This window comes from Streptomyces sp. NPDC003032, assembly GCF_053591415.1.
Genome location: NZ_JBSFTT010000035.1, coordinates 26,687 through 51,239 on the forward strand (window position 1 = coordinate 26,687; position 24,553 = coordinate 51,239).

At 74.4% G+C, this 24,553-nt stretch carries 14 protein-coding genes; 10 read left to right on the plus strand and 4 right to left on the minus strand.

All coding sequences use genetic code 11. From position 1 onward, the window contains the following. Positions 1–172 precede the first annotated feature (172 nt). From ACWDZ7_RS34605 to ACWDZ7_RS34650, 10 genes are all read left to right on the plus strand, one after another. Positions 173–643, plus strand: coding sequence for a hypothetical protein (locus ACWDZ7_RS34605; protein WP_451802544.1), 471 nt, complete (start codon positions 173–175; stop codon positions 641–643). A 392-nt stretch (positions 644–1,035) separates the two neighbouring features. After that, the gene (locus ACWDZ7_RS34610; RefSeq protein WP_451802545.1) at positions 1,036–3,042 is read left to right on the plus strand and encodes a hypothetical protein; all 2,007 of its coding nucleotides are present in this window, start codon (positions 1,036–1,038) and stop codon (positions 3,040–3,042) included. Beyond that, positions 3,039–9,068 carry a CHAT domain-containing protein gene (locus ACWDZ7_RS34615; protein ID WP_451802547.1) on the plus strand — a complete coding sequence of 2,010 codons (6,030 nt, stop codon included), beginning with the start codon at positions 3,039–3,041 and terminating at the stop codon, positions 9,066–9,068. Before ACWDZ7_RS34610 ends, ACWDZ7_RS34615 begins: the two co-directional genes overlap by 4 nt. Continuing rightward, complete coding sequence (locus ACWDZ7_RS34620) at positions 9,065–9,427, plus strand: hypothetical protein (protein ID WP_451802548.1); 363 nt, start codon at positions 9,065–9,067, stop codon at positions 9,425–9,427. Before ACWDZ7_RS34615 ends, ACWDZ7_RS34620 begins: the two co-directional genes overlap by 4 nt. Then, positions 9,420–9,878, plus strand: a complete 459-nt coding sequence (locus tag ACWDZ7_RS34625) for a nucleotide exchange factor GrpE (protein WP_451802550.1) — start codon at positions 9,420–9,422, stop codon at positions 9,876–9,878. Before ACWDZ7_RS34620 ends, ACWDZ7_RS34625 begins: the two co-directional genes overlap by 8 nt. Then, the gene (locus ACWDZ7_RS34630) at positions 9,875–12,019 is read left to right on the plus strand and encodes an Hsp70 family protein (protein ID WP_451802551.1); all 2,145 of its coding nucleotides are present in this window, start codon (positions 9,875–9,877) and stop codon (positions 12,017–12,019) included. The genes ACWDZ7_RS34625 and ACWDZ7_RS34630 overlap by 4 nt, the downstream gene beginning before the upstream one ends. Further along, positions 12,016–13,977, plus strand: a complete 1,962-nt coding sequence (locus tag ACWDZ7_RS34635; protein ID WP_451802553.1) for an Hsp70 family protein — start codon at positions 12,016–12,018, stop codon at positions 13,975–13,977. Before ACWDZ7_RS34630 ends, ACWDZ7_RS34635 begins: the two co-directional genes overlap by 4 nt. A gap of 51 nt (positions 13,978–14,028) precedes the next feature. Then, the gene (locus ACWDZ7_RS34640; protein WP_451802554.1) at positions 14,029–16,338 is read left to right on the plus strand and encodes a hypothetical protein; all 2,310 of its coding nucleotides are present in this window, start codon (positions 14,029–14,031) and stop codon (positions 16,336–16,338) included. Beyond that, positions 16,335–16,826 carry a hypothetical protein gene (locus ACWDZ7_RS34645; RefSeq protein WP_451802556.1) on the plus strand — a complete coding sequence of 164 codons (492 nt, stop codon included), beginning with the start codon at positions 16,335–16,337 and terminating at the stop codon, positions 16,824–16,826. The genes ACWDZ7_RS34640 and ACWDZ7_RS34645 overlap by 4 nt, the downstream gene beginning before the upstream one ends. Positions 16,827–16,829: 3 nt before the next feature. Continuing rightward, the gene (locus tag ACWDZ7_RS34650) at positions 16,830–18,941 is read left to right on the plus strand and encodes a hypothetical protein (RefSeq protein ID WP_451802557.1); all 2,112 of its coding nucleotides are present in this window, start codon (positions 16,830–16,832) and stop codon (positions 18,939–18,941) included. A 13-nt stretch (positions 18,942–18,954) separates the two neighbouring features. Here the strand turns inward: ACWDZ7_RS34650 and ACWDZ7_RS34655 are convergent, their stop codons facing one another. The 4 genes from ACWDZ7_RS34655 to ACWDZ7_RS34670 form a co-directional block, all read right to left on the minus strand. Continuing rightward, positions 18,955–20,292, minus strand: coding sequence for a protein kinase domain-containing protein (locus tag ACWDZ7_RS34655; protein WP_451802559.1), 1,338 nt, complete (start codon positions 20,290–20,292; stop codon positions 18,955–18,957). Positions 20,293–20,340: 48 nt separating this feature from the next. Then, a complete protein-coding gene (locus ACWDZ7_RS34660; protein ID WP_451802561.1) occupies positions 20,341–21,252 on the minus strand; it encodes a protein phosphatase 2C domain-containing protein in 912 nt (303 codons plus the stop codon). Continuing rightward, positions 21,249–21,908, minus strand: coding sequence for a vWA domain-containing protein (locus tag ACWDZ7_RS34665; protein ID WP_361181015.1), 660 nt, complete (start codon positions 21,906–21,908; stop codon positions 21,249–21,251). The genes ACWDZ7_RS34660 and ACWDZ7_RS34665 overlap by 4 nt, the downstream gene beginning before the upstream one ends. A 111-nt stretch (positions 21,909–22,019) precedes the next feature. Then, positions 22,020–24,440 (minus strand): GTPase-associated protein 1-related protein, encoded by a 2,421-nt coding sequence (locus tag ACWDZ7_RS34670; RefSeq protein ID WP_451802562.1) that lies wholly within the window; start codon positions 24,438–24,440, stop codon positions 22,020–22,022. Between the last annotated feature and the right edge of the window lie 113 nt (positions 24,441–24,553).

The following is a 24,553-nucleotide window of genomic DNA, read 5'->3' on the forward strand; positions in this document are numbered from 1 at the left end:
GAGGGCGTACGGGGGTATGGGCCGACGCCCCTTCCTGACGTACTGACATACCCCTACTCGTGCCTCTACTCGGCCTCTACTCGTGCCTCTACTCGTGAATCGCTGGTTTCCCCGCGTGCGCACGGCTCACGCCTCTAGGCTGCGGTCCACGTCCCCGGAAGGAATCACCTCCATGACCGATGCGCCGCTGCGGGCGGAGCTGCTCCTGGACCGCGAAGTCCCCGAAGACCTCAGCCAGGAACTGGTCGCCGCCCTCGACGGACTCGGCGCCCCACCGGTCCGCGTCCGCCGCGCCCTCGCCCACCGCGGGGTGGCCGACATCCCCTGGATCGTCCTGGCGTCCCTGCCCTTGCAGGCGTTCCTCAGTGGCCTCGGGTCGGAGGCCGTCAAGGACGCGTACGCGGCGTTCAAGACGGTCGTACGAAGAACAGCGCGCCCCGGGGCGGGGGGCGGCGAGGCCGCCCGGCCACTGGTGCTCCAGGACCCGGCGGGCGGGCTGAGCATCGTGCTGGAACCCGACCTTCCCGCCGAGGCGTACGAGTCGCTCGTCGCGCTGGACCTGACGGAGTTCACGGTGGGGCCGCTGCACTATGACCGCGCCCAGGGCCGCTGGCGTTCGTTCCTTGACGAGGCCGCCGGCTGATCCGCCGGCCGGAGGACGCGGCGGGACGTGCGCCGCGGATCGGGGCTGACTGTGATCGGGGGCTGACTGTGACTGCGCAGACCGCGGGCACCGCGGGCACCGCGGGCACCGCGGGCACCGCGGACGCGTCCGACGCGGCACTGAGCCGCGCCGAACAGGCTTGCGCCGACGGGGAGTCGGCGCTGGCGCGGGGTGATGGCGCGACGGCGGAGGGGCACTTTCGGGAGGCGTTCGGTTTGGTGTCCGGGGCGGGATCGGTGGTGGCTGGGGAGGGTGATGGCGTCGGGGGTGGGGGTGGGGGCGGTGACGGGTGCCGTGCCTCGGACGGTGGTGGGGTCGGGGGCGGGAAGGCGGGGCGGGTTGTGGCTCGGGCCCGTACCGGGGTGGGGCGTGTGCGGCTGGCCGCCGGTGACGTCGACGCGGCCGTGGCGGAGTTCGAGCGGGCCCGGCGGCTGCGGCCCGCGGCGGCGGGGCCGTTGCACTGGCTGGGCTGCGCGGCCGCGCACCGCGGTGACCTCGCCGCCGCGAAGACCCATCTCACCGCGTCCCTCGCCTGTGCCGTTCCGCACAGCCGCAGCCTGGTCCAGCGCGCCTACGTCCACGCCCGCGCGGGCGATCCGGACGCCGCCCTCAGCGACCTGCGCGCCGCGTCCCACATCGCGCCACTGGACGACGAGGCCCGCTGGGTCATGGCGGCACTGTCGGGCCGCTCCGCACGCGAGGTGGCGCTGCGGCTGCGCAGGGCGGCGCTCAAGGGGTTGACGGGAGGCGAGGGCCGAGGGCCGCGGGCGCCTTCTGGGCGGAAGCCGGGGCCTTCGCGGTGGGGAGCTGAGCCCTCCCGGGGCGAGGCCGAGAATGCCCGGTGGGAGCAGGCCGGGGTCTTGGTGGGGGCGGCTCAGGGGGTTGACCCGGAGACGGGGGGGTTCGCTTCGCTGTATGGCGTCGTGATGGTGCGTGGTGGTCGTCGGGTCGACGCCGTGGAGCTGCTCAGGGAGGCCGTCCGGCGCGATCCCGCCGACCACAGGGTCACCCACACTTTGGCGTTGGCCTTGCTCAACTGCCCTGGAACAGGGTCTGGTCATGCGTGGGCGCCGTGCGTCGCCGCGTGGGCGGCCCTGCTGTACGACGCGAGGTTCTGGAAGCGGGCCCGGGCCACCGCCGCCCGGCGGTACGGCACCACCGTGGAGGCGTCCCTCGTGCCCGTCCTGCGGGCCGGTCTGCGCGAGGCGCTGGAGCGGCGCATGCCCGGTGACGACGCCGGTACGCGCGTCGCGCCGGGGCCGCTGCTCCAGCGTGAGGCCGACGCCGCGAAGCTGCTCGCCGCCGTCGGCGGTTTCCCGTCGGCCCAAGGCGGCGGCGTGCCCCTGTTCTGCGGGCCACTGCGCATCGCGGAGCTGGGCAGGTCGGCGGAGTTCGGCGCGTTCGCCGCGGTGGAGGAGGCGCGGGCGCTTCAGGCCGGTGCCCTGTCTCCGACCGGTGTCCTGTCCCCGGCCGAGGGATCGTCTCACGTCGTCGGCGCCGCCCTCCCGAGCCCCGGCACCTCATCGACGTACGCCTCCCTCACCTACGCCTTCTCCCAACTCGGCTTCGCCCAGCTACTGCTGGGCCAGGGCAAGCCCGCCGACGCCCTCGCCGCGCTCTCCGAGTTGCGCTGCCCCGACTGCCGGGCTCGGGGCGGCGGGCCCGGAGCGGCGGCCGTATGCGAGCCGGAGTGCGCGCGCTTCGACGAGCTGAACCCCGGGTACGCCGGGCTCGCGGACAAGCACCGCAGGCTCTCCCTCGACGCGCGGGGCCTGGCCCTGGAGGCGCGGCTCAGCATGGGCCGCGCCGAACTGAGCGCCGCCAGACCCGACTTCGTGGCGGCCGCGGCGTACTGGCGACGCGCCCTGGTCCACAGCCGGGAGCTCGACCGGTACCGCGAGACGCAGACCGCCATCGTCGACATGGCGCTCGGCGCCGCCCGCGACGCGCACCGCGCGGGGCGGCTGAACCTCGCGGTGTCCACACTGGAGACGGCCCGTTCGGTGATCGGCGCCAATGAACGCGGGCGACTGGAGGGACAGTTGGCGCGCGTACTGGCCGACCGCGGTATCTCCGTCGCCAATGCCGAAGACGCCCTGCTCGACGAGCCCGCCGCGGACCTGCGCCGCTCCGTCGCGTTCAACCCGCACCTGCTGCGGGCGCAGATCAGCCTCGGCATCGTGCTGCGCGGGCTCGCCGCGGCCCGCTATGGCTCGGGCAGCCTGTCCGGCGCGCGGGCCACCCTGCGCGAGGCCATCGAGCAACTCACCGCCGCGCTCGCGCACTTCCCCGGCGACCCCGACCTGGAGGAGCAGCGGGAAGCCGCGATCGCCGATCTCGACCACGTCATGTGGCAGTCCGACGAGAGCGAGCAGTGACGGCCGTGCTCGCGTACGAGGAACTGCGCATCCGGGTCCGCCGCGTCGGCGCCGACCGCTATCTCGTGACGGCCAACGGCCCGGCGTCCGCCGCCGAGGTCATCGCGGTCGGCGAGGAGCCCGCGGTGTTCCGCGAGCAGTGGGACCGGCTGATCGCGGCGGAGCTGGGGCTCGCGCCGATGGGTGAGCGGCACACCGTGGTGCGGCTGCGGGAGCTGGGGCGCGGAGTGTACGACCTGCTGTTCGGCGGCGAGGGGAAGACACCGGTGGACGGCGATACACATACACGTACGGATACACATACGGGTACGGGTACGGGTACGGATCAGGCGGGTGACAGGGTCGACGCCCGTGTTGGTAACCGCGTCGGCGACTGCGTTGCCGCCGCGCTCGACCGCGCCCAGCGCATGCGTCCGCCGCACGGGCTCCGTCTCCGCTTCGATCTGCCGCCCGAGTTGCGTGACCTCCCTCTGGAGTCGCTGTGCGCGCCACCCGGCAGCCCTCAGCAGGCCCTCGCGCTCAACCACGGCTATTCGCTGGCGCGTTCGCTGCCGGGCGGGCCGCTGGGGCAGCGGCTGCCCGAACCCGTCGACCAGCCGAGCGTGATCCGGCTCCTGGTGGCCTGCGCGTCGCCCGGCGGCCTCACGCGGCTGCGGGCCTCGGCGGAGGTGGCGGCGCTCCGTCACGACCTGCCGGAAGTCGCCGTGCAGGCGACGGTGGTGGAACGGGCCACGCGCGCGAGCCTGGAGGCGGCGATCGGCGCGCACCCCGAACTGCCCACGGCGGTCGTGCTGATCGCGCACGGGGCGTACGACCATGAGCTGGGCAAGGGCGTGGTGGCCCTGGAGACGGAGGGCGGCGGCGTCGACCGGGTGCCGTCGGATCTGCTCAGCGGCATCCTGCTGAAGGCGCAGCGGCTGCGGCTGGTCGCGCTCAACCTCTGCTTCGGGGCGGACAGTTCGCACCTCGAACCGTTCTCCGGGCTCGCGCAGGCGCTGATCGGCGGGGGCGTGCCGGCGGTGGTGGCTATGCGGGAGCTGGTCAGCGACGAGTCGGCGGGCGCGTTCAGCCCCGAGCTTCTGAAGGGCATCGCGGCCAACAAGACCGTCGACGAGTCCATGGCGGCCGCGCGGCTGCGCATCTCCCACCAGCCGCAGCACACGGCCGTGGAGTGGGCGACGCCCACGCTGTTCCTGCACGAGGAGTGCCGGCAGGGCTGGCTGTTCAAGGCGCGTGAGGTGCGGGACGACGAGTTCGGCCCCGGGGCGGTGGCGGATCCGCTGCGTGAGGGCGCGGACGCGCTGCGGACGTTCCAGAGCCCCGTCGGCCATGTCGGCTCGGCCGTCCTGATCGGCGCGGCACGCTTCCAGCGGGACCGCGGGCACTGGGCGCAGGTCCAGCGGATTCTGCGCACGCCGACCCGGAGTTACGCCGATGAGCAGCGGCGGATGCGGGCCGAGGCCGCCTTCGAACTGGCCTGGCCCGAGGTGGAGCGGCTGTGCGCGCTGCTCGCCGGGGAGCGGGACGCGGTGGCCGCCGCGGCGCAGCTCGCGGTGGTCCGCGAGCAGTTGCCGGGGCCGGTGCCGGGCTGCCTCGCGGCGGAGGTGGCCGAGCTGGAGCGCGTGACCGCGCTGGTCGGGGCGGCGCGGGCCGCGGAGGCGTCGGCGGACTGGGCGACCGCCATCGGACGCTACGAGGAGGTGCTCGCCGCGCGGCCAGGCGGGCTGCGGGACGTGGTGGAGCGGCTGGCGGCCGCGCGGGACGAGCTCCACGTGGCGCGCACCTGCGAGGCCGCCGAGCGGGCGCGGCGGGCGGGCGACTGGGCCACGGCCGCGCGCGGGTACGCCGCCGTCCTCACGCTGCGCCCGGACCACGGGACGGCCACGGCGTGGGCGGCGTACGTGGGCGGGCGGGCCGCCGAGGAGAGCGAGGACTGGGGGACGGCGCAGGCGGCGTACGAGGCGTGCGCGGGGCTGGAGGACGCGGCGAGGCGGGCGGCGTACGCGCGGGGCCGGTCGGCGGCGCGGGCCGGCGACTGGCCGGCCGCGCGGGAGGCCTTCGCCGAGGCGGGGCCCGATAACGCGGGGCCCGACGGGGCGCGGCCAGATAACGCGGGGCCCGTCAAGGCGGGGCCCAGCCAGGCGGGGTCCGCCCAAGCAGGGCCCAGCCAGGCGGGGTCCGCCCAAGCAGGGCCCAACGAGGCAGGGCCTAACTACGCGGAGTCCGACCAGGCGGAGTCCGACCAGGTGGGGCCCGGCAAGGCAGGGTCCGACCAGGCGGAGTTCGACCAGGTGGGCCCCCACCAGGCAGGGTCCGACCGCGGTGCGTGGTGCGCGTATGCGGGTGGGCGGGCGGCGGAGGTGGGCGGTGCGTGGGCCGACGCGGTGGCGGGATATGCGGCGGCGGGCGGCTTTCTCGACAGCGGAGGGCGGCTGCTGTTCGCGCGGGGGCGTGGCGCGGCGGACGCCGGTCGCGTCGTCGAGGCGCTCACCGATCTGTCGGCGGCGGCCTCGCTGGGCCTGGAGACGGAGCCGTGGCTCGGCGAGCTGCGTCACCGCGCGTACGAGGCCGCCCTCGCGGCGACGGAGTCCACCGACTGGTCGGCCGCGCTCACCCACCTGGCCCTCCTGCCTGCCGAGTACCGAGTGACGGGGGCGCTGCGACGCTACGTAGAGGGCCGGTCGGCGGCGGTCGCGGGTGACTGGGGCGCGGCGGCGGAGGCGTTCGGGGCGGTGGCCGGCGCCGACCCCGAAGACGGCCTGCCCTCCGACGCGGCCCACCTGCACGCGTACGCCCAGGGCCGTCTCTGCCAGGAGCGGGGGCTCTGGTCGCAAGCGCTGGCGCACTTCGCGGGGTTGCCGTCCGCGTTGACGGACGTACCGGACCGAGTGCTGTACTCGCGCGGGCGGGCCGCTGACGAGCGGGGCGAGTGGACCGGCGTCATCGACGGCTTCGGGCGGCTGCCGGACACGTACGCGGATGGCGAGGTGGGCGTCCGGCGTCTTTACGCACGCGCGCGCGTAGCCGCCGATCTGCGCGCCGACTGGACGGCCGTACTCAGCCTGCTCACCGGCGTTCCGGACGACGCCCGCGAGGGCGCGGTGGCGGCCTTGCGCCGCAAGGCGGAGGGCCGCCAGGCGGAGGAGGCGGACGACTGGCCGAGGGCCTGCGAGATCTACGCCCGAGCGTTCCCCAAGGGCGGCGTCCCGGGCCCGCCGGACCTGCCTGACCTGCCTGACCTGCCGGACCTGCCTGAACTACCGGACCCGAAACCCCACCCCCCCGACGAAGCCGCCCACCTCTACCGCTACGCCCTCGCCCGCACCCACGAGCTGGCCGGGCAGTGGCGTGACGCGCTGGGCGTCTATCAGGCTCTGGACGGCAGTTGGGCCGATGTCGCCGCGCGTGAGCGCTACGCCCGGGTGCGGATCGCCGAAGAAGGCGCCGAGGAAGGTGCTGAGGCGAGCGACGCCTGGCGGCGGGTCGTCCGGGCGTACGAGGAGTTGGAGCGGGCGGAGGCCCAGGGGGTGGACGCCGCCACGCGGGGGCGGTACGCGCGCGTGCGGCTCGCCGAGGCCGAAGGGGACTGGGCCTGTGTCGTCGCCGAGGCGGAGGCCCTCGGCGCCTACCGGGACGCACCCGCCGTCGCCGCCTACGCGCACGGGCGCCTCGCCGACGCGCACCAGGAGTGGCAGCGGGCCGCCGACGCGTTCCGGCGGTGTCCGGGGCACCGGGACGCCGACGCGCATCTCGCGTACGCCGAGGGGCGGTCGCTGGAGGCGGCGGGGAAGTGGAGCGCGGCCGTCACCGCGTACGAGCGGGCGCGCGGCACCCTCGACCGGGCCGATGTGCGGTGCCGCAGGCTGCGGCGCCTCATCGGGCTGCTCCCCTGGGCGGACGGTCTCACCGGCGCTCCCCTGGTCGCCGATCCCTTCGCCGTGCGGGATCAGGCGTTCCCGTATCTCGCGCTGCGGGACGCGGGCGTCGACCCCGGTGCCTCCATGGACGTGGTGAAGAACGCCTCGTACGCGCTGCTTGAGCGCGGGTCCCTGTCGTGGCACGAGCGCGTCGCCCTGGAGCGGCTGCGCCTGCCGGGCCGGCGGCTGCGGCTCGACGCGCTGCTGTACCGCTGGCACTCCCCCGACGCCCTGCGCGACGCTCTCGCCGGGCTGTCGCCGGATGAGGGGCCGGGGCTGCTGGACGCCCTGTGCGAGCGCTTCCCGCGTGACACCCCCTTGTTGCTGCTCCTCGCGCGAGGCCGGGAGGCCGCCGTCGCGGAGTGGGAACGGCGTCTGAAGGAGGCGCCCGGTGACATGGCCGTGGTGCACGGGCTGGCCGCGGCCCGGCTGTGGCAGGCGCAGGAGCTGGAGCAGAGCGGCGCGTGGGAGCACGCGGTGAGCGCCTGGGAGTCGGCGCTCGCGTACTGGGCGACGCTGCTGAGCGACGACGAGTACTGGGACGGCTGGCGTGCCGAGCGGGCCGCCTGTTACGAACGCGACCTCACCCACGAGGACATGGCGTCCCTGCGCTGGGAGCTGAGCCAGCACCTCTTCGGCCGGCTGTCGGCGTACGAACAGCGGCACACCGAGCAGGAGCGGCCTCAACAGGCCGCTGCCTACCAGGCGTTGGCGGGGGTCTTGGAGTCCGAGTTGGGCGGTGCGCGGGTGCTGAAGGACGTGGGTGGTCTGCCGGCCGTGCCGGGCGCGGGCGCCACGCTCGCCTGCGGGCCGCGCTATCTGCGGCTGCTGGACCTCCAGGCACCCCTGGGCGATCTCGTGGCGAGCCTGGACGCGGCCGCCCAGCAGGGCAAGGACCCCGGTGAGTACGCGGTGCGCGAGCTGCGCTGGGCCTTCTCGGAGCTGGCGCGGAGCTTCGCCCTCTCGGAGGTGCGCAAGTTCGGGCACGCGCTGCGCGCCCTGCCCGTCCTGCGCACGCTGAGCACCCTGCCGGACGACTGCGCGGGCCCCGCGTCGGCTGCGGCCGGGCACACCGAAGGGTGCGGGCACTGCCAGGACTTCCTGCGGCGCAACCCCGCCTACGTGCGGCTGCCGCGCCGCCACGCCCGCCTCCTCCAGGACGGCGCCGAACTGGCCGTACACGTCCGGCTGGCACTCGCGAGGGCCGCCTTGACGCGCGGTGACGGCGGACTTGACGAGGCTCTCGGACACTGGCGGGAGCTGGTGCGGGTCTCCCGCGACGCGGGGATGCAGGCCCGCTCGAAGCAGGCCGTGATCCGCACCGTTCTCGGCCGTGTCGAGGCGCTCACCGACGAGGACGGCGTGCAGCTCGGGCCCTGCCTGGACGAGGCCGTCACGCTCGTCGAGACAGCCACCGCCGTACTGCATCCGCTCGACCGCGAGCTGCTCGGCCAACTCCACGCCAGACTCTCGGCGTTGCTGTCCATGCGGGGCGTGTGGCGCGGCTACACCCGTACCAAGCACGGCATGCGCTGCGACGTGTACGGCGCGGAGGCCGACCTGCGCCGCGCCCTCGCCCTCAACCCGGAGTCGAGCCATGCCCGCGACAACCTCGCGCGGGCCCTCGTCTTCACCCTGGACGACCGGACGTACGAGGTGCCCGAGCGTCTGGAGCTGCTCCACGAGGCGCTGGGCCTGCTGGACGTCGGCCTCGGCCAGGCCCTGACGCACCGCTACCGCGAGACGCTCGGCGAGGCCCTCGACGAGATGGAGAAGCTCCTCACCCGGCATCTCGGCGTCGGCGGCATGGGCGATCTGATCCGCAGCGACGGCCAGGAGACCCCGCCCGACGACGACGATCTGCCGTCGTGGGCGGCGGAGTTGACGGGCAAGGCGGAGAGCGCGCTGCGTCGCGGGGACATCCTGTGGGCGCTGCACCATCTGTTCCGCGCGACCCGCGCGGATCCCGCCAACAGCCGGATCAGGCGGGCCCTGCTCGACGCGGTGCGCCGCTGGCTCGCCGAGCTGAGGCCCGAGCAGGACAACCCCGAGCAGAACAACCCCGAGGTCAAAGAACCCGAGAACGAAGCAGGAGGCAGTGTCGCGTGATCAAGGACCCCGACGCGAGCTGGGAGGGCGGCCCCTTCCCCTACGACGCGCTCGCCCCGGCCGGTGTGACGCCCTGGACGACCCACGCCGACATGCGGGACGTCTCCTTCGAGCTGCTCGCCCGGCATCTGATGACGCCGGTCACCCAGCAGGCGTGGGACGAACTGCGCGTCGTACGCCGCAGAATGCTCCTCGACCTGCTCCTGTACGACGTCGACCTCGACGCCGAACTCCCGCTCGCCATCGCCGGGATCGACCGGGAGCTCGCCGCCGTCACCGCACAGGAGACGCCGCCGGACCCGCTTCTTCCGGAGGCCGCCGCACGCCTCTTCGACGACCTGATCCGCTTCGATGTCTGAGCCGGCGCCGCAGCGCGCGGGGGCGGCCGTCACGGCGCGCCTCGCCTATGAGCACGCCCGCGACCTGGCCGCCCGCGACGCCGCCCATCAGGCGCTCACCGAACGGCTGCTGCTGCGCTGTGCCGACGTACTCGACTCCTTCGACCGGCTCCTGGCGGACGGCGCGGCGAGCGATGTGGAGACGTACCGCGGAAGCCTGGCGCTGATCGCCGGGCAGCTGGAGACCGCCCTGGCCGAGGAGGGACTCGAACGGGTCGGGCGGGTCGGTGAGTGCGCCGAACCGGCGACGCACCACGTGACGGAGGTGCGCGCCGCGCCGCCCGGGACCGCTGACGACGAGGTCCTTGAGATTCTGCGGCGCGGGTATCGATACCGGGGGCACGTGCTGCGCGCCGCCCGGGTGGTGGTCGCCGTGGACGGCGGCACGGAGCAAGGGACGGAACGGGAATGAAGGCCATCGGCATCGACCTCGGCACCACCAACAGCGCGGTCGCCGCCCACGACCCGCACCGCGCGGACATCGCGGTGCTCACCAACAGCAAGGGCGAGCGGCTCACCCCGTCGGTCGTCGGCGTCATGCACCGCGACGGCAAGGACCAGCCGCTGGTCGGCGAGGACGCGCTGAACTGGGCGACCAGACAGCCCAAGGAGACCATCGCCTCCGTGAAGCGCCTGATGGGACGGGACTTCGCCGACGCCTCGGTGGCGCGGGCGCGCGACCGGATGAGTTACGAGATCGTCGCGGGCCCCGACGAGGACCCGCGGGCGCACGTGGTGCTCGGCGGCCGGGCCCGCACCCCCGCCGAGATCTCCAGCGTCATCCTGGACAAGCTGGTGCGGGACGCCTCGCGCACGCTCGGCGAGCCGGTGACGCACGCCGTGATCACCGTGCCCGCCTACTTCCGTGACGCGCAGCGCGCCGCCACGCGCGAGGCCGCGGAGAAGGCGGGCCTGGTGGTGAAGAAGATCGTGGACGAGCCGACGGCCGCCGCGGTCGCCTTCGGCCTGCACAAGCCCGGCGGGGCGCGCAGCCGGGTCCTCGTCTACGACCTCGGCGGCGGCACGTTCGACATCTCCGTCCTGAACGCGGTCAAGGACCAGGAGGGCAGGAGCCAGTTCCAGGTGCTGCGCTCGGCCGGTGACATCTGGCTGGGCGGCGACGACTTCGACCTGACCGTCGTCGAGCACATCATCGGGTGGATGCGCGCGCAGCACCACGTGGACCCGGCCGGCGACAAAGCGTTCCTCTTCCACGCGAAGAAGGCCGCCGAGCGGGCCAAGCGTGAGCTGAACGACATGGAGGAGACGTACATCGTCATCCCGGCGGCGTACCGGGGGCAGGACGGTGTGATCGACGTCGAGATGAAGCTGACGCGCGCCGAGTTCCACGCGATGATCGCGCCGCTGGTGGGCCGCACCATGGCGCTGGTCCAAGAGACCCTCGCGCGCTACGAACTCTCCACGGACGACATCTCCGATGTGCTCCTGGTGGGCGGCGGCACGCTGACGCGGCCCGTGTACGAGGCGGTCGAGGGGTTCTTCGGCGCGGACAAGGTGCGCAGGAACATCAACCCCATGGAGTGCGTCGCCTTCGGCGCGGGCGTCCTCGCCGAGACGCTGCGCGGCGTGGAGTGCTCGGACGCGGCGTGCGCCAGGCTCAACGAGTACGGCGCGGAGGCCTGCGCGGCCTGCGGCCGGAGCCTGGCCGACGGCCGCTCCAAGGGCGACACGGGCCTGTACGAGTCGACGCCCATGGCCATGGGCATCGCCGCGATCAAGGGCAGCCAGCGCGACGTGTTCGTCGAGATCATCGAGGCGGGCTCGCCGTACCCGCTCTCCGAACCCCGCCGGCGCACGTTCCACGCGACGGACAGCCGCCGCATCCGGGTGCCGGTGTACGAGGGCCACAGCAGAGTGGCGAGCGAGAACCACGAGCAGGGCGTGGTGGAGTTCGAGCTGCCGCAGGAGATCGAGGTCAACCGCCAGGTGGACGTCTCCTTCAACTACTCGGCGGACCGCATCATCACGGTGAAGATCAGCGTGCGCGGCACGGACATGGTCCTGGAGGCCACGCCCAACCGGGAGAAGCCGCGCACCCCGCCGCCCGAGCCGGTGGAGGAGCTGGTGGACAGCGCGGTCCTGCGCGAGCAGCTGGCTCTGGCCGAGCGGGAGGCCGACCACTTCCTGAAGCGGTACGGGCCCTACATCGAGCCGGTGCAGGCGATGAAGGTGCGCCGCGACATCGAGCAGGCGCAGCGGGCGGTCGCGATGGGCGACAGCGGCGAGTACAAGCGCCTGACCGAGCTGCTGCTCGACGACATGTACCGCCAGTGCGGTCTGGCGAGCCAGTTCCGCCAGGCCGAACTGGCCTCGGAGGGCGCGCCGCGCGAGACGGTCCGGCAGATCAACGAAGCGGTCGAGTACGTCAAACAGGCCCACCGGCAGGGCAACCGCGTGCAGACCGCCCAGCAGGCACGCAACCTCGTCAACCTGGTCGCGATCGCCCAGTCCGAGCGCGCCGTGCCGACCCTCCCCGACAAGCCGGACTACGAGGGCATCCTGCGGTTCGCGGAAGAGACGGCCGGCGGATGACGCGGGCGCGCCAGGACGGCCGCCTCCCCGCGCCGGGGGGGACGGCCGGGGCGGCCCCTGTCAGTCTCGGCATCGACTTCGGCGCCACGGGGCTGCGGGCGCTCTTCGCGCTGCCGGACCGGCCGGCGCGGCGGCTGGACGCGGGCGCGAAGGACGGGCCGCAGGAAGGGCCGATGCTGCTGTGCGAGCCCGCAGAGACGGGCGAGCTGCCGGTGACCTTCCCCAGCCTCAAGAGCCGGCTCGGCAGCGGGCGTCCGGTGCGGGTGGGGGGCGGGGCGTGCGACGCGGACCAGCTCGTGGTCCGCCTGCTGCGGTCCCTGCGCGAGCGCGTGGAGGCGGCGGCGCCGGGGCGGGTGGCGCAGACCGTGATCAGCGTGCCCGCGCGGTTCGGCTCGGCGCAGCGGGCGGCGCTGCGGGACGCGGCGCGCGAGGCGGGCCTTGATCCGGCGCGGCTCGTCAGCGACTCCATGGCGGCGGTGATCGGCCATATGACGGAGCGGGACAGCGGCACGTGCCTGGTCTACGGCATGGGGTACGAGGGGTTCGAGCTGGGCCTGATCCGCAGCGTGCGCGGCCACTTCCGCTCCCTCGGCTACGAGGGCGGTACGACGTCCGGGGGGCGCGCGTTCGACGCGGAGACGCTGTCCTCGGCGGTCCGGCTGCTGCGCAGGCACCGCGGTCCGGGCTCGGTCACCGGGCTCGACGCGGCCGTGTGGCAGGAGCTTCGCGCGCGCGGGCAGGAGGCACGGGAGACGCTCGGGGCGCGGGGCGGCCCGGAGGAGGCGGTACTGGACCTGGAGCTCGGCGTGGGGCCCCCGCTGTGGGTACGGATCGCCCGTCCCGACCTCGACGCGTATCTGGACCGGCATGCGCGGCGCACCCTCGACCGGGCGGGGGCGCTGCTCGACCAGTCCGGGATGCGGTCGGCGGACGTCGACACGCTGCTCCTTGTGGGCGGCAGCACGCGTATGGAGCAGGTGCGTTCGCGGGTCGCCCGGCTCGGTGAGCGGAGCGTGCAGGCGCCGTCCGAGCTGCTGGCGCTCGGCGCGCTGAAGCACGCGGTGCGGCTCGCGGGCGGCGCGGCGTCCTCGGGCCCCTCCGCCCTGGAGGAGGGCCCGCTGGAACCGGCGGCGCCCACGCAGGACACGCTCTCGGACGCGCCGCCGCTCACGGCGACGTTGGTGGACCCTCGGGTCGTACCGGAATCGGGTGCGGTACGGGATGCGGGCCGCCCGGGAGAGGCCGTACGTGATGACGTACGAGAGGCCGTACGTGATCCACGGGAGGCCGCTGCCCCGCGCGAGGCACCACCCGATGACCACGGCGGGCACGGCGGTGCCCGTGACATGGAGAGGGCGCGGCTGCTTGCCCGTCAGGGGCGGCCGGTCGAGGCCGCCGCCCTGCTGCGCGAGATCATCGCTCAGGCCCAGGAGCTGCTCGACGACCTGGCCCGCCCCGCCCCCACACCGCCCGCGCCCTCAACCCCACCGGAGCCCGCACCCGCCCCGTCCCTCGACTACGCCTCGCAGCGCCAACTGGCTCGCGCGCAGGCACTGTTGTCCCTCGGCCGGTACGACCACGCCGTGCAGGCAGCGCACATCGCCTGGCAGGACGCGGCGACCAGACCGGCCGGCGCGGACATGCTGGACGCGATGATCGACGTGCACTGCGCGGCCGCGATGGCCGACATGTCCCCGGAGCACTTCGCCGACGCCGATCGGTGGCTCAACTGCGCGTACAACCACGATCCGACGAACGTACGGGTGCGCGGCCTGCTCGCCGAGCGCACCTACCGCCACGCGGTGGAACTGGACCGGCGCGGGGAGCGGGATGAGGCCATTGAGGCCCTGGGGAAGTGTCTGACGTGGGACCCTGAACACGCTGACGCCGAGGCGCTGTTGCGGCGGATCGGCCGTGACGGCAGGAACCGGCGTGGCAGGGGTGACGCCCTCGGATAGAGCCCTGTGAGCCATGTCTCAAGCCACCCCGCAAGCCAGGGAGGAACCCGCTTGACGCCCGCAGAACTGCTCGACAAAGCCTTGATCATCAAGGAGTTGCAGCGGCTGGCGGCCCTGTCCGCGCTCGCGCCGCGCTCGGCCGAACTAGCTGTTCTCCACAAGGACTTGGGTGGCATGTCGCAGCTCGACCGGTGGGCGGAGGTCGACCTCGTCCGGACGTATGTACGCCCGGAGAGCGTACATACGCCGCCCGAACAGACGTCGGGGCGTCGCGACCGCCTCCTGGAGGCGGCCCTCGGGGTGCTCGTCTTCATCCCGCTCCTGATCACCTGGTTCGGACTGCGGGAGGCCGTGCGCGCGTACGGGGAACTGGCCGAGGTGGACCCCGATCAGGCGACGCGCCCCTTCCTCCAGCTGTGGCAGTCGGGCTTCGGCGGGCATCTGTCGTCGCTCGGACGGTTCGAGAACGTGGCGCTGATGGCCGTACTCCTCATCGCCCTGCTCGTGGCGGTGTCGGTGTGGCACGCGCGCGTGAGGGTGCGCGCGGAGCGGGACGACGCGGCGCAGGAGGCGGACAGGGAGCGGCTGCTCGCCGAGCTGGCGTCGGTGCTGACCCGTACGCAGATGGTGCTGGCGCCGCATCGCACCGCGTCGCCGCAGCAGTTCACCGCGGAGCTGACGAAGGCCGCCAAGGAGATGGGCGACCTCGCGACGAAGGCGGAGCAGAGCCACAAGGCGCTCAGTGGCGCCACGGCGTCCGTGGGCCGGGCCACCGACGCGCTGAAGACCGCGGCGCTGTCCCTCACGAAGGAGGTGCCGAAGCTCGGTGACGCGGCGGACCGCATCGACACCACCCTGCGCGACGGCGCGGCGGCGACCGCCAAGGCGGGCCGGGCCAACGCGCTCGCGGCGCGCGGGATCGCCGACCACGTCAAGGCGGCGGGCGACACGGTAGAGGCCTCCCTGAAGGCGCTGGTCACGGCTCAGCAGTCGCTCGTCACCAAGTCCGAGTCGGTGGCGAGGGCTACGGAACTGGCCTCACAGGCCCTGGTGTCGAGCACCGGCCGCACGGTCGACGCGGTGGACGGCATGCGGGAGGCCACGGAGCGGTGGGACGCGGCGGCGGCCCACTGGCAGGACGCGGCGGCCCGCCTCGACGCCCGCATGGACACGCTGGCCTCCGCCCTGCCTTCCCTGCCGCTGCCGCTTCCGCTGCCGCTTCCGCTGCCATCGGAGGGCGGCACGCCCGGCACGTCGTACGGCGCGGGCACGGGGCCGCAGCCCTTCAATGGCGGGGCGTACGCGGCGAGCGGCGGCGGGACGTACGGCGGCGCCGACGGCCGGGCGCAGGGCACGGGCGGCGGAGCGTACAGCTCCGACGGCGGGGCGTACGGGGCGGGTGGCGGCGGGACGTACGGCGGCGCGGACGGCCGGGCGCAGGGCACGGACGGCGGAGCGTACAGCTCCGACGGCGGGGCGTACGCGGCGAGCAGCAGCCGGACGCAGGGCACAGACAGCGGGCCCTACGGCAGCGCGGACGGCCGGGCGCAGGGCACGGGCGGCGGGGCGTACGCGGCGAGCGGCGGCGGGACGCAGGGCACGGACGGTGGGGCGTACGCGGCGAGCGGCGGCGCGGATGGCGGGTCGTACGGCTCCGGCAGCGCCGCATATGCGGCGAACGGCGGCGCGGGCGGCGGGTCGTACGGCTCCGACGGTGGAGCACACGGGGCGAACGGCGGCTCGTACGGCGCGAGCGCGAGCCCGAGCGGAGCCCACGGGGACGTGGCCGGATCGTACGGCGACAGCTCAGCCCAACCGTACGGCAGCAGCCCGGGCGAGACATACGGCAACGGCTCAGCCCAACTGCCCGATGACAGCTCGGGCCAGACATACGGCGCCAGCCCCACCCAACCGTACGGCGGCAGCTCAACCCAGACCCCTGGCCCCAGCCCAGCCCAACCGTACGATGACAGCTCCGGCCAGACATACGGCCCCAGCCCCACCCAACCGTACGGCGGCACCTCAACCCAGACCCCTGGCCCCAGCCCAGCCCAACCGTACGATGACAGCTCCGGCCAGACATACGGCGCGGGCCCAACCCAACCGTACGGCGGCAGCTCGGGGCAGGTGTTCGGGGGTGGAGTGGGTCGGTCGTATGGAGGCAGCGTGGGTGGGGCCCGGCCAGGCGCGGCGCGCGGTGATGTGGGGCCCGACGGTCTGGCCGCTGACGGCAGTCCCCTGCCCGCGTCGGGGTGGCCCGTTGAGCCGGGCATGGACTCTCCGCCGGATCCTCCGTTCGATGATCCTTGGACGACCCGGCTGCCCCCGCCCTCCGCCCCGCGCGACGGAGGCGTCGCGTGAGTCGAGGGCGGGGAGCGCGCCGGCGTGGCCGGCGGCTCGGGGTGGTCGTGCTCGCGGGGTGGCTCTTCGCCGATCTGCTGCTCGTGCTCGCGCTCGTATCGATGGCCGACCGTCCGGACCCGCGGGCCGACGACCGCCCGAAGCCCTCACCGTCGGAGGGCGGTACGGCGTCGCCGACCCCGACGGGACCCCGTTCGGTGGACCGCGACCCGGAGGAGTTCCGGGTGTCGGGCAGGGGCAAGGGCGCCCTCGTCTCGCAGATCTCGAAGGGCACCCGGGAGTGGTCGGGCCGCACGGCCGCGCTCGTGCTGACGTTCGGCGGCGGCCCGAACGGCACCGTCTACGCCCACCGCGTCAACGCGCTGCTCGGCAAGGGCCGTCCGGACATGTTCACCAAGAAGACGGCGACGGACGACTTCCACAATCTCGGGAAGAGCCCCGGGACCGCCGTGGTCCGGGTGTACTTCTACACGGCGCCGGGCGGCTGAGACATGCCCGTCCTGCGCCCCGGCGAGCACCCGAGGGCGAGCGGCGGCAGCGCGCCGCTGCCCGCCCTGCCCCGCTGCCCCGGCATGCGGGGCTACGTCGCGCTGCGCGAGGCCATACGGAAGTCGGGCTTCCGGCATGCGGCGGACGTGCTGCGCGCACCGTCGGCCGCGTCCGCGACGGACGCCGTCTTCGGCACGCTTCCGAAAGCCGACACGGACGACGGCTTCCGTGTCCTCGACGGCCTCTGGTTCCCCGGCCGAGGCGGCATCTGGCGGCGCGTCGACCGGCCGTACGTCCAGGAGGCGAGCGCCCGGTGGCGGGCCTCCGGGGAGCCGCGTGCCCACGAGGCCGCGGCCCTGGTGGACGTACTGGAGACGGTCCTGCTCGACGACGCGATGGGCCTGCGCCGCATCGTCCTGTGGGAGATCTGCTGCCTCCTCACGAACGACGGCGGCACCCCGGGAGCCGCCGAGGCCGTCGCCCTCGGCGTGCACCGCGGCGAGGCGGGACAGCTCGCCGCCGCGGTGGCCGCCGGGTTCCCCGGACCGGGGCCCGCCCGGCACGCCGCCGAGACGCTCAACGACGTATGGCCGGGGGTGCGGCTGCGCGAGGCGGAGCGGATCGTGGCGCGCCTCCCACGCGGCTCCGTCCCCCCGGACGGGCCGGACGACCACCGGCTGACCGCACTCGTCGACGCCGTCCGCGCGCGAGCGGCGGAAGTGGACCGGCTCGCCGCCGACGGCGCGGAGTCGGAGGCCGCCGGCGCACTGCGCGCCGCCGCCACCGCCTGGCTCGGCGCGTTCCGCCTGGCCAGGGACGACCCGCACGCGCAGACGGGGCTGCTGCGCGCGGCCGCCCTCCTCGCCGACGACCCCTTCGCCCCGGCCGAGGCCGAGGTGAGCGCCGTGACCGACGAGCGGACCGTACGGCTGTCCTGGTGCGCGCCGCCGCGCCGCGCGGCCGGCGTCACCTACCGTGTCCTGCGCTTCCCGGACGGCGCGCCGGACCTGGCGGTCGAGACGGCGGCGGGCGAGACGGGGCCGTGGAGCGCCGACGCCGACGCCCCGGTGGGCCGCCCCCTGCGGTACGCCGTGTTCCCGCTGCGCCGCGACCGCATCGCCGGGGTGCCGCGCGTCACCGGCCCGGTGCTGCTCACCCCCGTCGTGACGGAGCTGCGTGCCACCGTCGTACCGGGCGGCGTACGGCTGCGCTGGCGGCCCGACCCGGCGGCCGCCGAGGTGCGGGTGACGCGCTCGGGCACGGGTGACGACACCGAGGCCTGGGGCGGGGCGTCGCTGGTTCGGGTGGAGTGCGAGCACGAGCGGCTGCTCGACGTGCCGCTCGCCCCGGGGACGTACACCTACGAGGTGCGCTGTGGCTACCGCGATCCGGACGGCGGCCTCGTGTGGTCCCGTGGCGTCACCGTCACCGCGCGCGCCGAGCAGTGGCCCTCGCCGGTGGAGGAGCTGACCGTGCGGCGGCACGCGGACGGCGGGCGCGTCACCATCGCCTGGCGGCCGCCCGCGGTCGGCGACGGGCTGCTCCTGCCGTGGGCGGCGGGGCCCGTCCCGCCGGGCACGGACGTGTCGGACCTCGTGGGCGCGGTGGACCGCATCCCGGCGACGTCGGTCGACGCTCAGTCGTGCGCCGAGCTGGCACCGCGGCCCGAGCAGCGCGTCCGTGTGACGGCGGTGAGCGTGCTCGGTGAGCGGGCGGTGTCCGGACCGAGTGTCGTCATCGAACACCTGGTGGCCATAAAGGACTTGTCGGTGCGTCGGCTCGGTTCCGACCGTGCCGAGGTGCGCTTCGAGTGGCCGGAGCCGGCGGTCCTGGTGCGCGTGGCGTGGGGCGACGGGCTGCGGGCCGGTGAGCGGCGCGTGGCGCGCAGCGCGTTGCTGGCCGGGCGGGTGGAGATCCCCGTCTCCGCCGAGCGGTGCGCGGTCACCGCGGTGCCGCTGCCCCGCCCCGACGCCGTGGCCATCGACACGCCCCCGGCCCACGCGGTCCTGCCGGCGGCACCTCCGCCGCCACCACCTCCGCCACCGCCTCCGCCGCCGCCCGCGCCGCCCCGGTGGTGGGCGTGGTGGCGGCGCCGGCGGCGTCAGCAGCCATGAGGCGGCCGGGGGGCTACTCCTTGACCACGGCCTCCGTGCCGCCCCCGAACTCGATGAGCAGCCCCGACCGCAGCGCGATCGTCCTGCCCGGGTCCACGTCCCGCACGGTGCCGTCGTCCTTGCGCGCCGTCCACACGGACTTCGTACGGTTGGTGAGGCCGAACCGCCCGCGCTGCTGCGGGTGTTCGGTGACCTCGCCGACCACGGCGGTGAAGTCGTGGCGCTCGGGGTCGTCGCGCAGGTGGTGGGCGTAGACGCGGGCGCTCGGGGCGAGCCGGATGCCGCGCCGGGTGCGCAACGTGCCGGTGCCGGTGACCAGTTCGAGTCGGGGCGGCAGGGTCAGCGTGGTGCGGCACTTCCAGCACTCGGGGGGCGCGCCGTCCGGCTGGGTGAGGTTCTGCTTGCCGCAGGTGCCGCACTGCGTGATGGCGTCGAGGACCTGGCTGAGCGCCTCGCGCCACTGTGTCTCGCGCGCCCGCAGGGACGGATTGTGCAGGCCGACCGTGAAGGTGCGGACGAACAGGTCGCGCAGGATCTGCGGCAGCGCGTTCCAGCCGGCGACGACGGTCGGCTGCTCGCCGGCCACCGGGCGGTTGCGGGTGTTCTCGGGGTCGTACACGAAGACGGGATCCGTGCCGTACAGCTTGCGTTTGGCCGCCATGTCGAGGCAGCGGATGTTGAACTCCAGAGTGCCGTTGAAGGGGTGATCGTTCATCAGGAGGTAGAAGAGGAGCACGGCGAGCGAGTGCAGGTCGCTCTGGGTGCCGGGCAGCGTGTCCTTGTCGCCGCGCACCAGCTCGGGTGCCATGAAGTCCATGGTGCCCGCGACGCCCGCCTCGGCGCCGTCCACGACGGCGTTGTCGTTGTCGCAGACCAGTACGTCGCCGGTGCGCGGGTCGAAGAAGATGTTGCCCCAGTTGATGTCGCGGTAGGCGATGCCCCGGGAGTGCAGGGCGCGGTACGCCTCGACGGTGTGCAGCGCCACGGTCACCAGGGTGCGCATCGTCGCGGCGGACACCGAGGGGTCGCGGCGGAAGAGGGCGGGCAGGTCGCAGAAGCGGGCGGGCCGTACGTCCATGAGGTAGCCGAAGCCGGGCTGCTTGCCCTCGGGGTCCATCACGATGGAGCGCGGCCACAGGAAGCGGTCGTCGTCCCAGCCCTTGGCGATGAGCCCTTCGAGGATCTCCCGCTGGCGGGCGTCGGCCAGCTGGGGGTAGTACCACTTGACCGCGCGGTCGCCGGTGGGCGTCTTGACGCGGTAGACCTCGCCCTGGCCGCCGGAGCCGAAGAGTTCGGCGACCTCGAGCTTCTCCCCCGACTCGGCCACCAGGGTCTTTCCGGCGGCGAGCATGCCGTTCACCATTGTGTTCCTCTCTGCGTTTCTGCTCTTGAGCTTCGTCTACGATTCGTCGCCGCGCCGTGGGCCCGCCGCGACGGCGCCCACGAGTGTCGTGTCGTCCCCGGAGAACGCGGCGGCCCGCGTCAGCCAGTCCGGCAGCTGGCTCTGGACCGCCGCCACGCCCTGCTCGGCGGCGCGGTCGCCGACTCCGGTGGCGAAGTCCAGGAACCCCTGGTGGTCGGCGAAGCTCTTGGAGAGCCCGTCGGTGGAGAGCAGCACGCAGGGCGGGGCGCCGCCCGTGAAGGGCTGCCAGTGCGAGCGGGTCTTGCGCCAGGGCTCGGACTCGCAGAGCGAGTCGGTCTCGTCGCCCATGTCGGGTCCGGTGGAGAGCGGGGTGTGCGGGGTGCCCGCGTCGTCGACGAGCACGATGTCGCCGTCGCCCAACTGCCAGCAGAAAACCATGCGTTCCGTGAGCACCGCGCCTATGAGGGTGCTGCCGTACGCGGCGAGGTCCGGGGGTTCCTTGCGGTCGCGCTCCGTCGCCGCGCGCCACGCCGTCGCCGGACGGGCGCCGTGCGCGGGCGAGTTGCGGTCGTGCAGCAGGGCCCGCTCGTGCCAGCCGTGGCCGACCCGCTGCGGCAGGCGGCGCGCCTCTTCGCGCAGTGCGGTCCAGGCCGCGGCGTCACCGCCGACACGGACCACTTCGTACGCGAAGGTCCTGGCGCACGCCGTGAACTCCTCGACCGCCCAGAGCGCCCCGAGGTCGCTGCGGAAGTGGGCGGCGCTGCCGTGCCCGTCGGCGACGGCGAGGACGATCGCGCGGCCCCCTGCGACGGGCAGGGCGGCGCCGCGGTCCTGGCTGTACTTCTTCGCCACTCCTTTGACCGCGCCGCTGAGCAGCTCCCAGGGGGCGGCGGCCGTCCGGCGGCCCGACACCGGATCCGGTCCGGTCGCTGTCTGCGGTCCGCTCACCAGATGTCGTCTTCGCCCTTGGTCATCGACGGGACGTCGATCGGCGTCGCGGGCTTCGCGCCGTCGTCGACCTTCGGGGTGGAGGCGTCCTTGACGACCGCGGTGGACATCCAGCGGATGGCGGCGGCGAGCTGGCGGGGGTTCTTCGCCTGGAGCGGCTCCAGCTCGGGGTTGCCGAGGAACTCCTTGAGCATGCTCTTGTCGGCGTCGTCACCGATGGCGACCGCGACGCGCACGGCCCGCTTGCCCCACGGGGTCCCGTCGATGGCGCGCAGCCCGGCGCGCCAGTCGTCGGTGGGCTGCCCGTCGGAGGCGAGCGCGAGCACCGGCGGCAGGGCCCGCTGCGGCATCGGCGGGGTCTGGAGCGCGCCGGCCGCGAGTTTGAACGCGGCGCCCATGTCCGTGCCGCCGTAGATGTGCACGTCCTCCCAGGAGAACTGGTCGACCGGCGTCGGGTCGCTGACGTGCCAGCTCGCCCCGCTGGCGAAGGTGATGGCGCGTACCAGCAGGGAGGCGGCGGGGTTGGACTGGGCGGCCTGCTGCATCTCGGGGATGGCCTCGCGGATGGCGAAGTTCAGCTCGCCGATCTTGCCGTTGACGCCCATGGAGCCCGAGCAGTCGAGCATCCAGATGAAGTGCACGGGCCGGCTGGCCATACTGCCGCCGGGGAAGTTGTCGACGACGACGGTGTCGGTGGTGTCGCTCACTCTGGTCCTTTCCGGTGGTGCGGTGAAGGGTGCTTGTGGGGGTGGGTGTGGGCGTACGGGTCACTCGTCCCGGTGTCTGATCTGGTGGCGCCAGGCCGTCCAGCTCTGTACGTCCTGGTTCTCGCGCTGGAGAACGGTGGCCACGCGGCCGAGGTGATGGTCGTCCACGTGCGCGAGGACCGGCGCGAGGACCTGGTCGAGCAGTTCCGCGGCGACCGAGCGCCACTCCGCGCTGACGCCGTACCGCTGCCGGGGCCGCCAGATGTGGAAGTACGCGGCCAACTCGACGGGTTTCGCGGGCAGTTCGCGCAGGAGGCGGTCGTGGGTGCGGTCGTCCAGGAAGTACGCGCGGTAGGGCCGCAGCAGCTCGGGTCCGGCGGCGAAGAGGATCCGCACTCCGTGGGACTCGCAGACGTCGAGAGGGTTGGCTCCGGCGAGGGCGCGGCCCACCCGCTCGTCGATGCCCTGCCGCAGGACCGGGCCCGGCGGCGGGGCCTTGCGGAACAGTTCTCCGAGGCGGTCGATGGAGGGCCGGGTGAGGGGCAGCCGTCCGTCGGCGAGGTCCTGGGCGGCCACGAGGAGGGCGGCGGTGTGGCGGTCGCCGGCGCCCAGCTTGCCGTCTTCGCGCATCTGCCGGGCGAACTCGACGAGTTCGGGGTCGCAGCGGTCGGGGTCCCTCAGCCAGCCGATGACGCGGCGGCCGAGATCCGCCTCGGCGATCAGGCGGGGCGTGCAGGTGCGGGCGATCCAGGACTGCTCGGCGCGGTCCGGCGGGTCGTTGCGCCACACGATGTGCCACAGCAGCGCCAGCGTCACCTTGTTCTCGACCCGCTGTCCGGGCAGGAGTTCGGTGAGCCGCCTGAAGAGTTCGGCGCCGCGCAGGTGGTCCGGTGGTCCGTGCCAGTGCGCGGCGGCCGCGGCGAGACGGACGGTGAGCGGCGCCTCCTTGATGTGCCGGCGCAGCCAGTCGCCCTGCGGGGAGTCGGCCAGTTCCCGCAGGCGGTCGAGTTTGCGCTCGGTGAAGTCCACGGTGAGCAGGCGCAGTACCCGGCGGGTGAGCGGCAGGTGGTCGACCTCTTCGAGGACTTGGACGGCGTGCGCGCAGTCACGTTTGTCGGGGCGCAGCAGTGCTGCCGCGAGCCGGTCCATGGCCTCGGTGAGCCCGGGTCCGCCGTCGGCGCCCACGGCGAGGGCGAGCCGCAGCGGCTCCGTCCAGGTGGGGAGGGCGCCGCGCAGTCCGCGGCGCAGGGCGTCGTCGGCGCGGTCCCCGTACTCCTCGCGGAGCTGCCGCCAGGCCTCCTGGCCGAGCGGCAGCCCTTCGAGGGCGGTCAGGCCGGGCAGTGCGTCGCGGGCGCGGGGTGCGTCGAGGCGGTGCTTGGCGAGGGCCAGGGCCAGCGGGCGCGCCGCGCGGGCCCGGTCGCCTTCGAGGCCTCGGCAGAGCCGGTCGAGTTCGTCGAGGGCGCGGGAGTCGGCCTCGCCCCGGGCCACGGAGCGGCTGAGGGCGTCGAAGACCGCGCGCAGACAGTCGTCGCCGAGTCCCGCCAGGTCGGCGCCGGAAGGCGTCCTGCCGTGGCCCGTGCCGTCGGCCGTGCCGTCAGCCGCGCCGTCAGCCGTGCCGGAGATGAGCGGGAGCAGCGCGAAGGCGTCGTCGGCCCGTGCCCCCACGCCGGGTGCGGGACGCGGAGGGTTCCCGGAGATCCACCGCTCGGCGGTGAGCTGGGCCCAGGCGTCGAACTCGGCGGGCGGGCTCTGGGGTCCGCCGGTGGCGTCGTGCACGCGGTAGAGGTACTCGACGGTCGCCGCGTCGGCGCGGTCGAAGTCCGCGTCCGGGCCGGTCCCGATGATCTGCTGCGGGGCGCGACGCGGGTCGGCGGTCCAGGTGGTGAACGTCAGCGCGGGGACGTAGGCCTCGGGCAGCGAGGCGCAGGCCAGCGCGACCCAGCGGGCCACGGTCTCGGGGTCCTCCTCGACGAGGACGATCTGCCGCCCGGCGGGGTCCTCGAAGAGGCGGCGGACATCGGTGAGGAAGGGCGCGACGCGGTCCGCGCGCTCCCGGGCGAGGTCCACGAGGAGTCCGCGGTCGAAGTGCGCTTCGGGCACGGGCAGTTCGGGCACGGGCAGTTCGGATTCGACGAACCCGGCGCCGAGCGTCTCCTCGGCGCCCGGCGCCCAGGCCGCGGAGCGCCAGGTGTCGATCGGCCACACGGGCCCCGGCCCCGGTGTGTCGGCGCTCAGGTGCAGCGCCTCGACGCGCTGTCCCGGCAGGGCCGCGCACAGGAGGCGGCCGCCGTCCGGGAGCAGGCTGTAGCTCAGCTCGGAGCCCGACCCGATGACGCGTTCGACGGCGGCGCCGAACTCATCCGGGTCCTGTGTCGGTTCCTGTCCTTCTGATCCCCGTCCTCGCCTCCCGGCGGGGATCAGACGGACGGCTCCGGTGTCCGGCTCCTTGTCGAGCCGGTAACTGAGGCGACGGATGGCCATGCCACATTCTGACCAACCGCGGCGCCCGGCCGCAGGCCGTCCGGCAAGTTCACCCCGGGGCTGCTCGCGCACCACCCGTACCGGTGACGTTCTCGTCGGCGCGCTCCCTGAAG

Coding starts and splice junctions, on each gene's coding strand:
- ACWDZ7_RS34635 (WP_451802553.1), top strand. CDS start 12,016: ATGACGCGGGCGCGCCAGGACGGCCGCCTCCCCGCGCCGGGGGGGACG.
- ACWDZ7_RS34670 (WP_451802562.1), bottom strand. CDS start 24,440: ATGGCCATCCGTCGCCTCAGTTACCGGCTCGACAAGGAGCCGGACACC.
- ACWDZ7_RS34630 (WP_451802551.1), top strand. CDS start 9,875: ATGAAGGCCATCGGCATCGACCTCGGCACCACCAACAGCGCGGTCGCC.
- ACWDZ7_RS34625 (WP_451802550.1), top strand. CDS start 9,420: ATGTCTGAGCCGGCGCCGCAGCGCGCGGGGGCGGCCGTCACGGCGCGC.
- ACWDZ7_RS34605 (WP_451802544.1), top strand. CDS start 173: ATGACCGATGCGCCGCTGCGGGCGGAGCTGCTCCTGGACCGCGAAGTC.
- ACWDZ7_RS34665 (WP_361181015.1), bottom strand. CDS start 21,908: ATGGCCAGCCGGCCCGTGCACTTCATCTGGATGCTCGACTGCTCGGGC.
- ACWDZ7_RS34650 (WP_451802557.1), top strand. CDS start 16,830: ATGCCCGTCCTGCGCCCCGGCGAGCACCCGAGGGCGAGCGGCGGCAGC.
- ACWDZ7_RS34655 (WP_451802559.1), bottom strand. CDS start 20,292: ATGCTCGCCGCCGGAAAGACCCTGGTGGCCGAGTCGGGGGAGAAGCTC.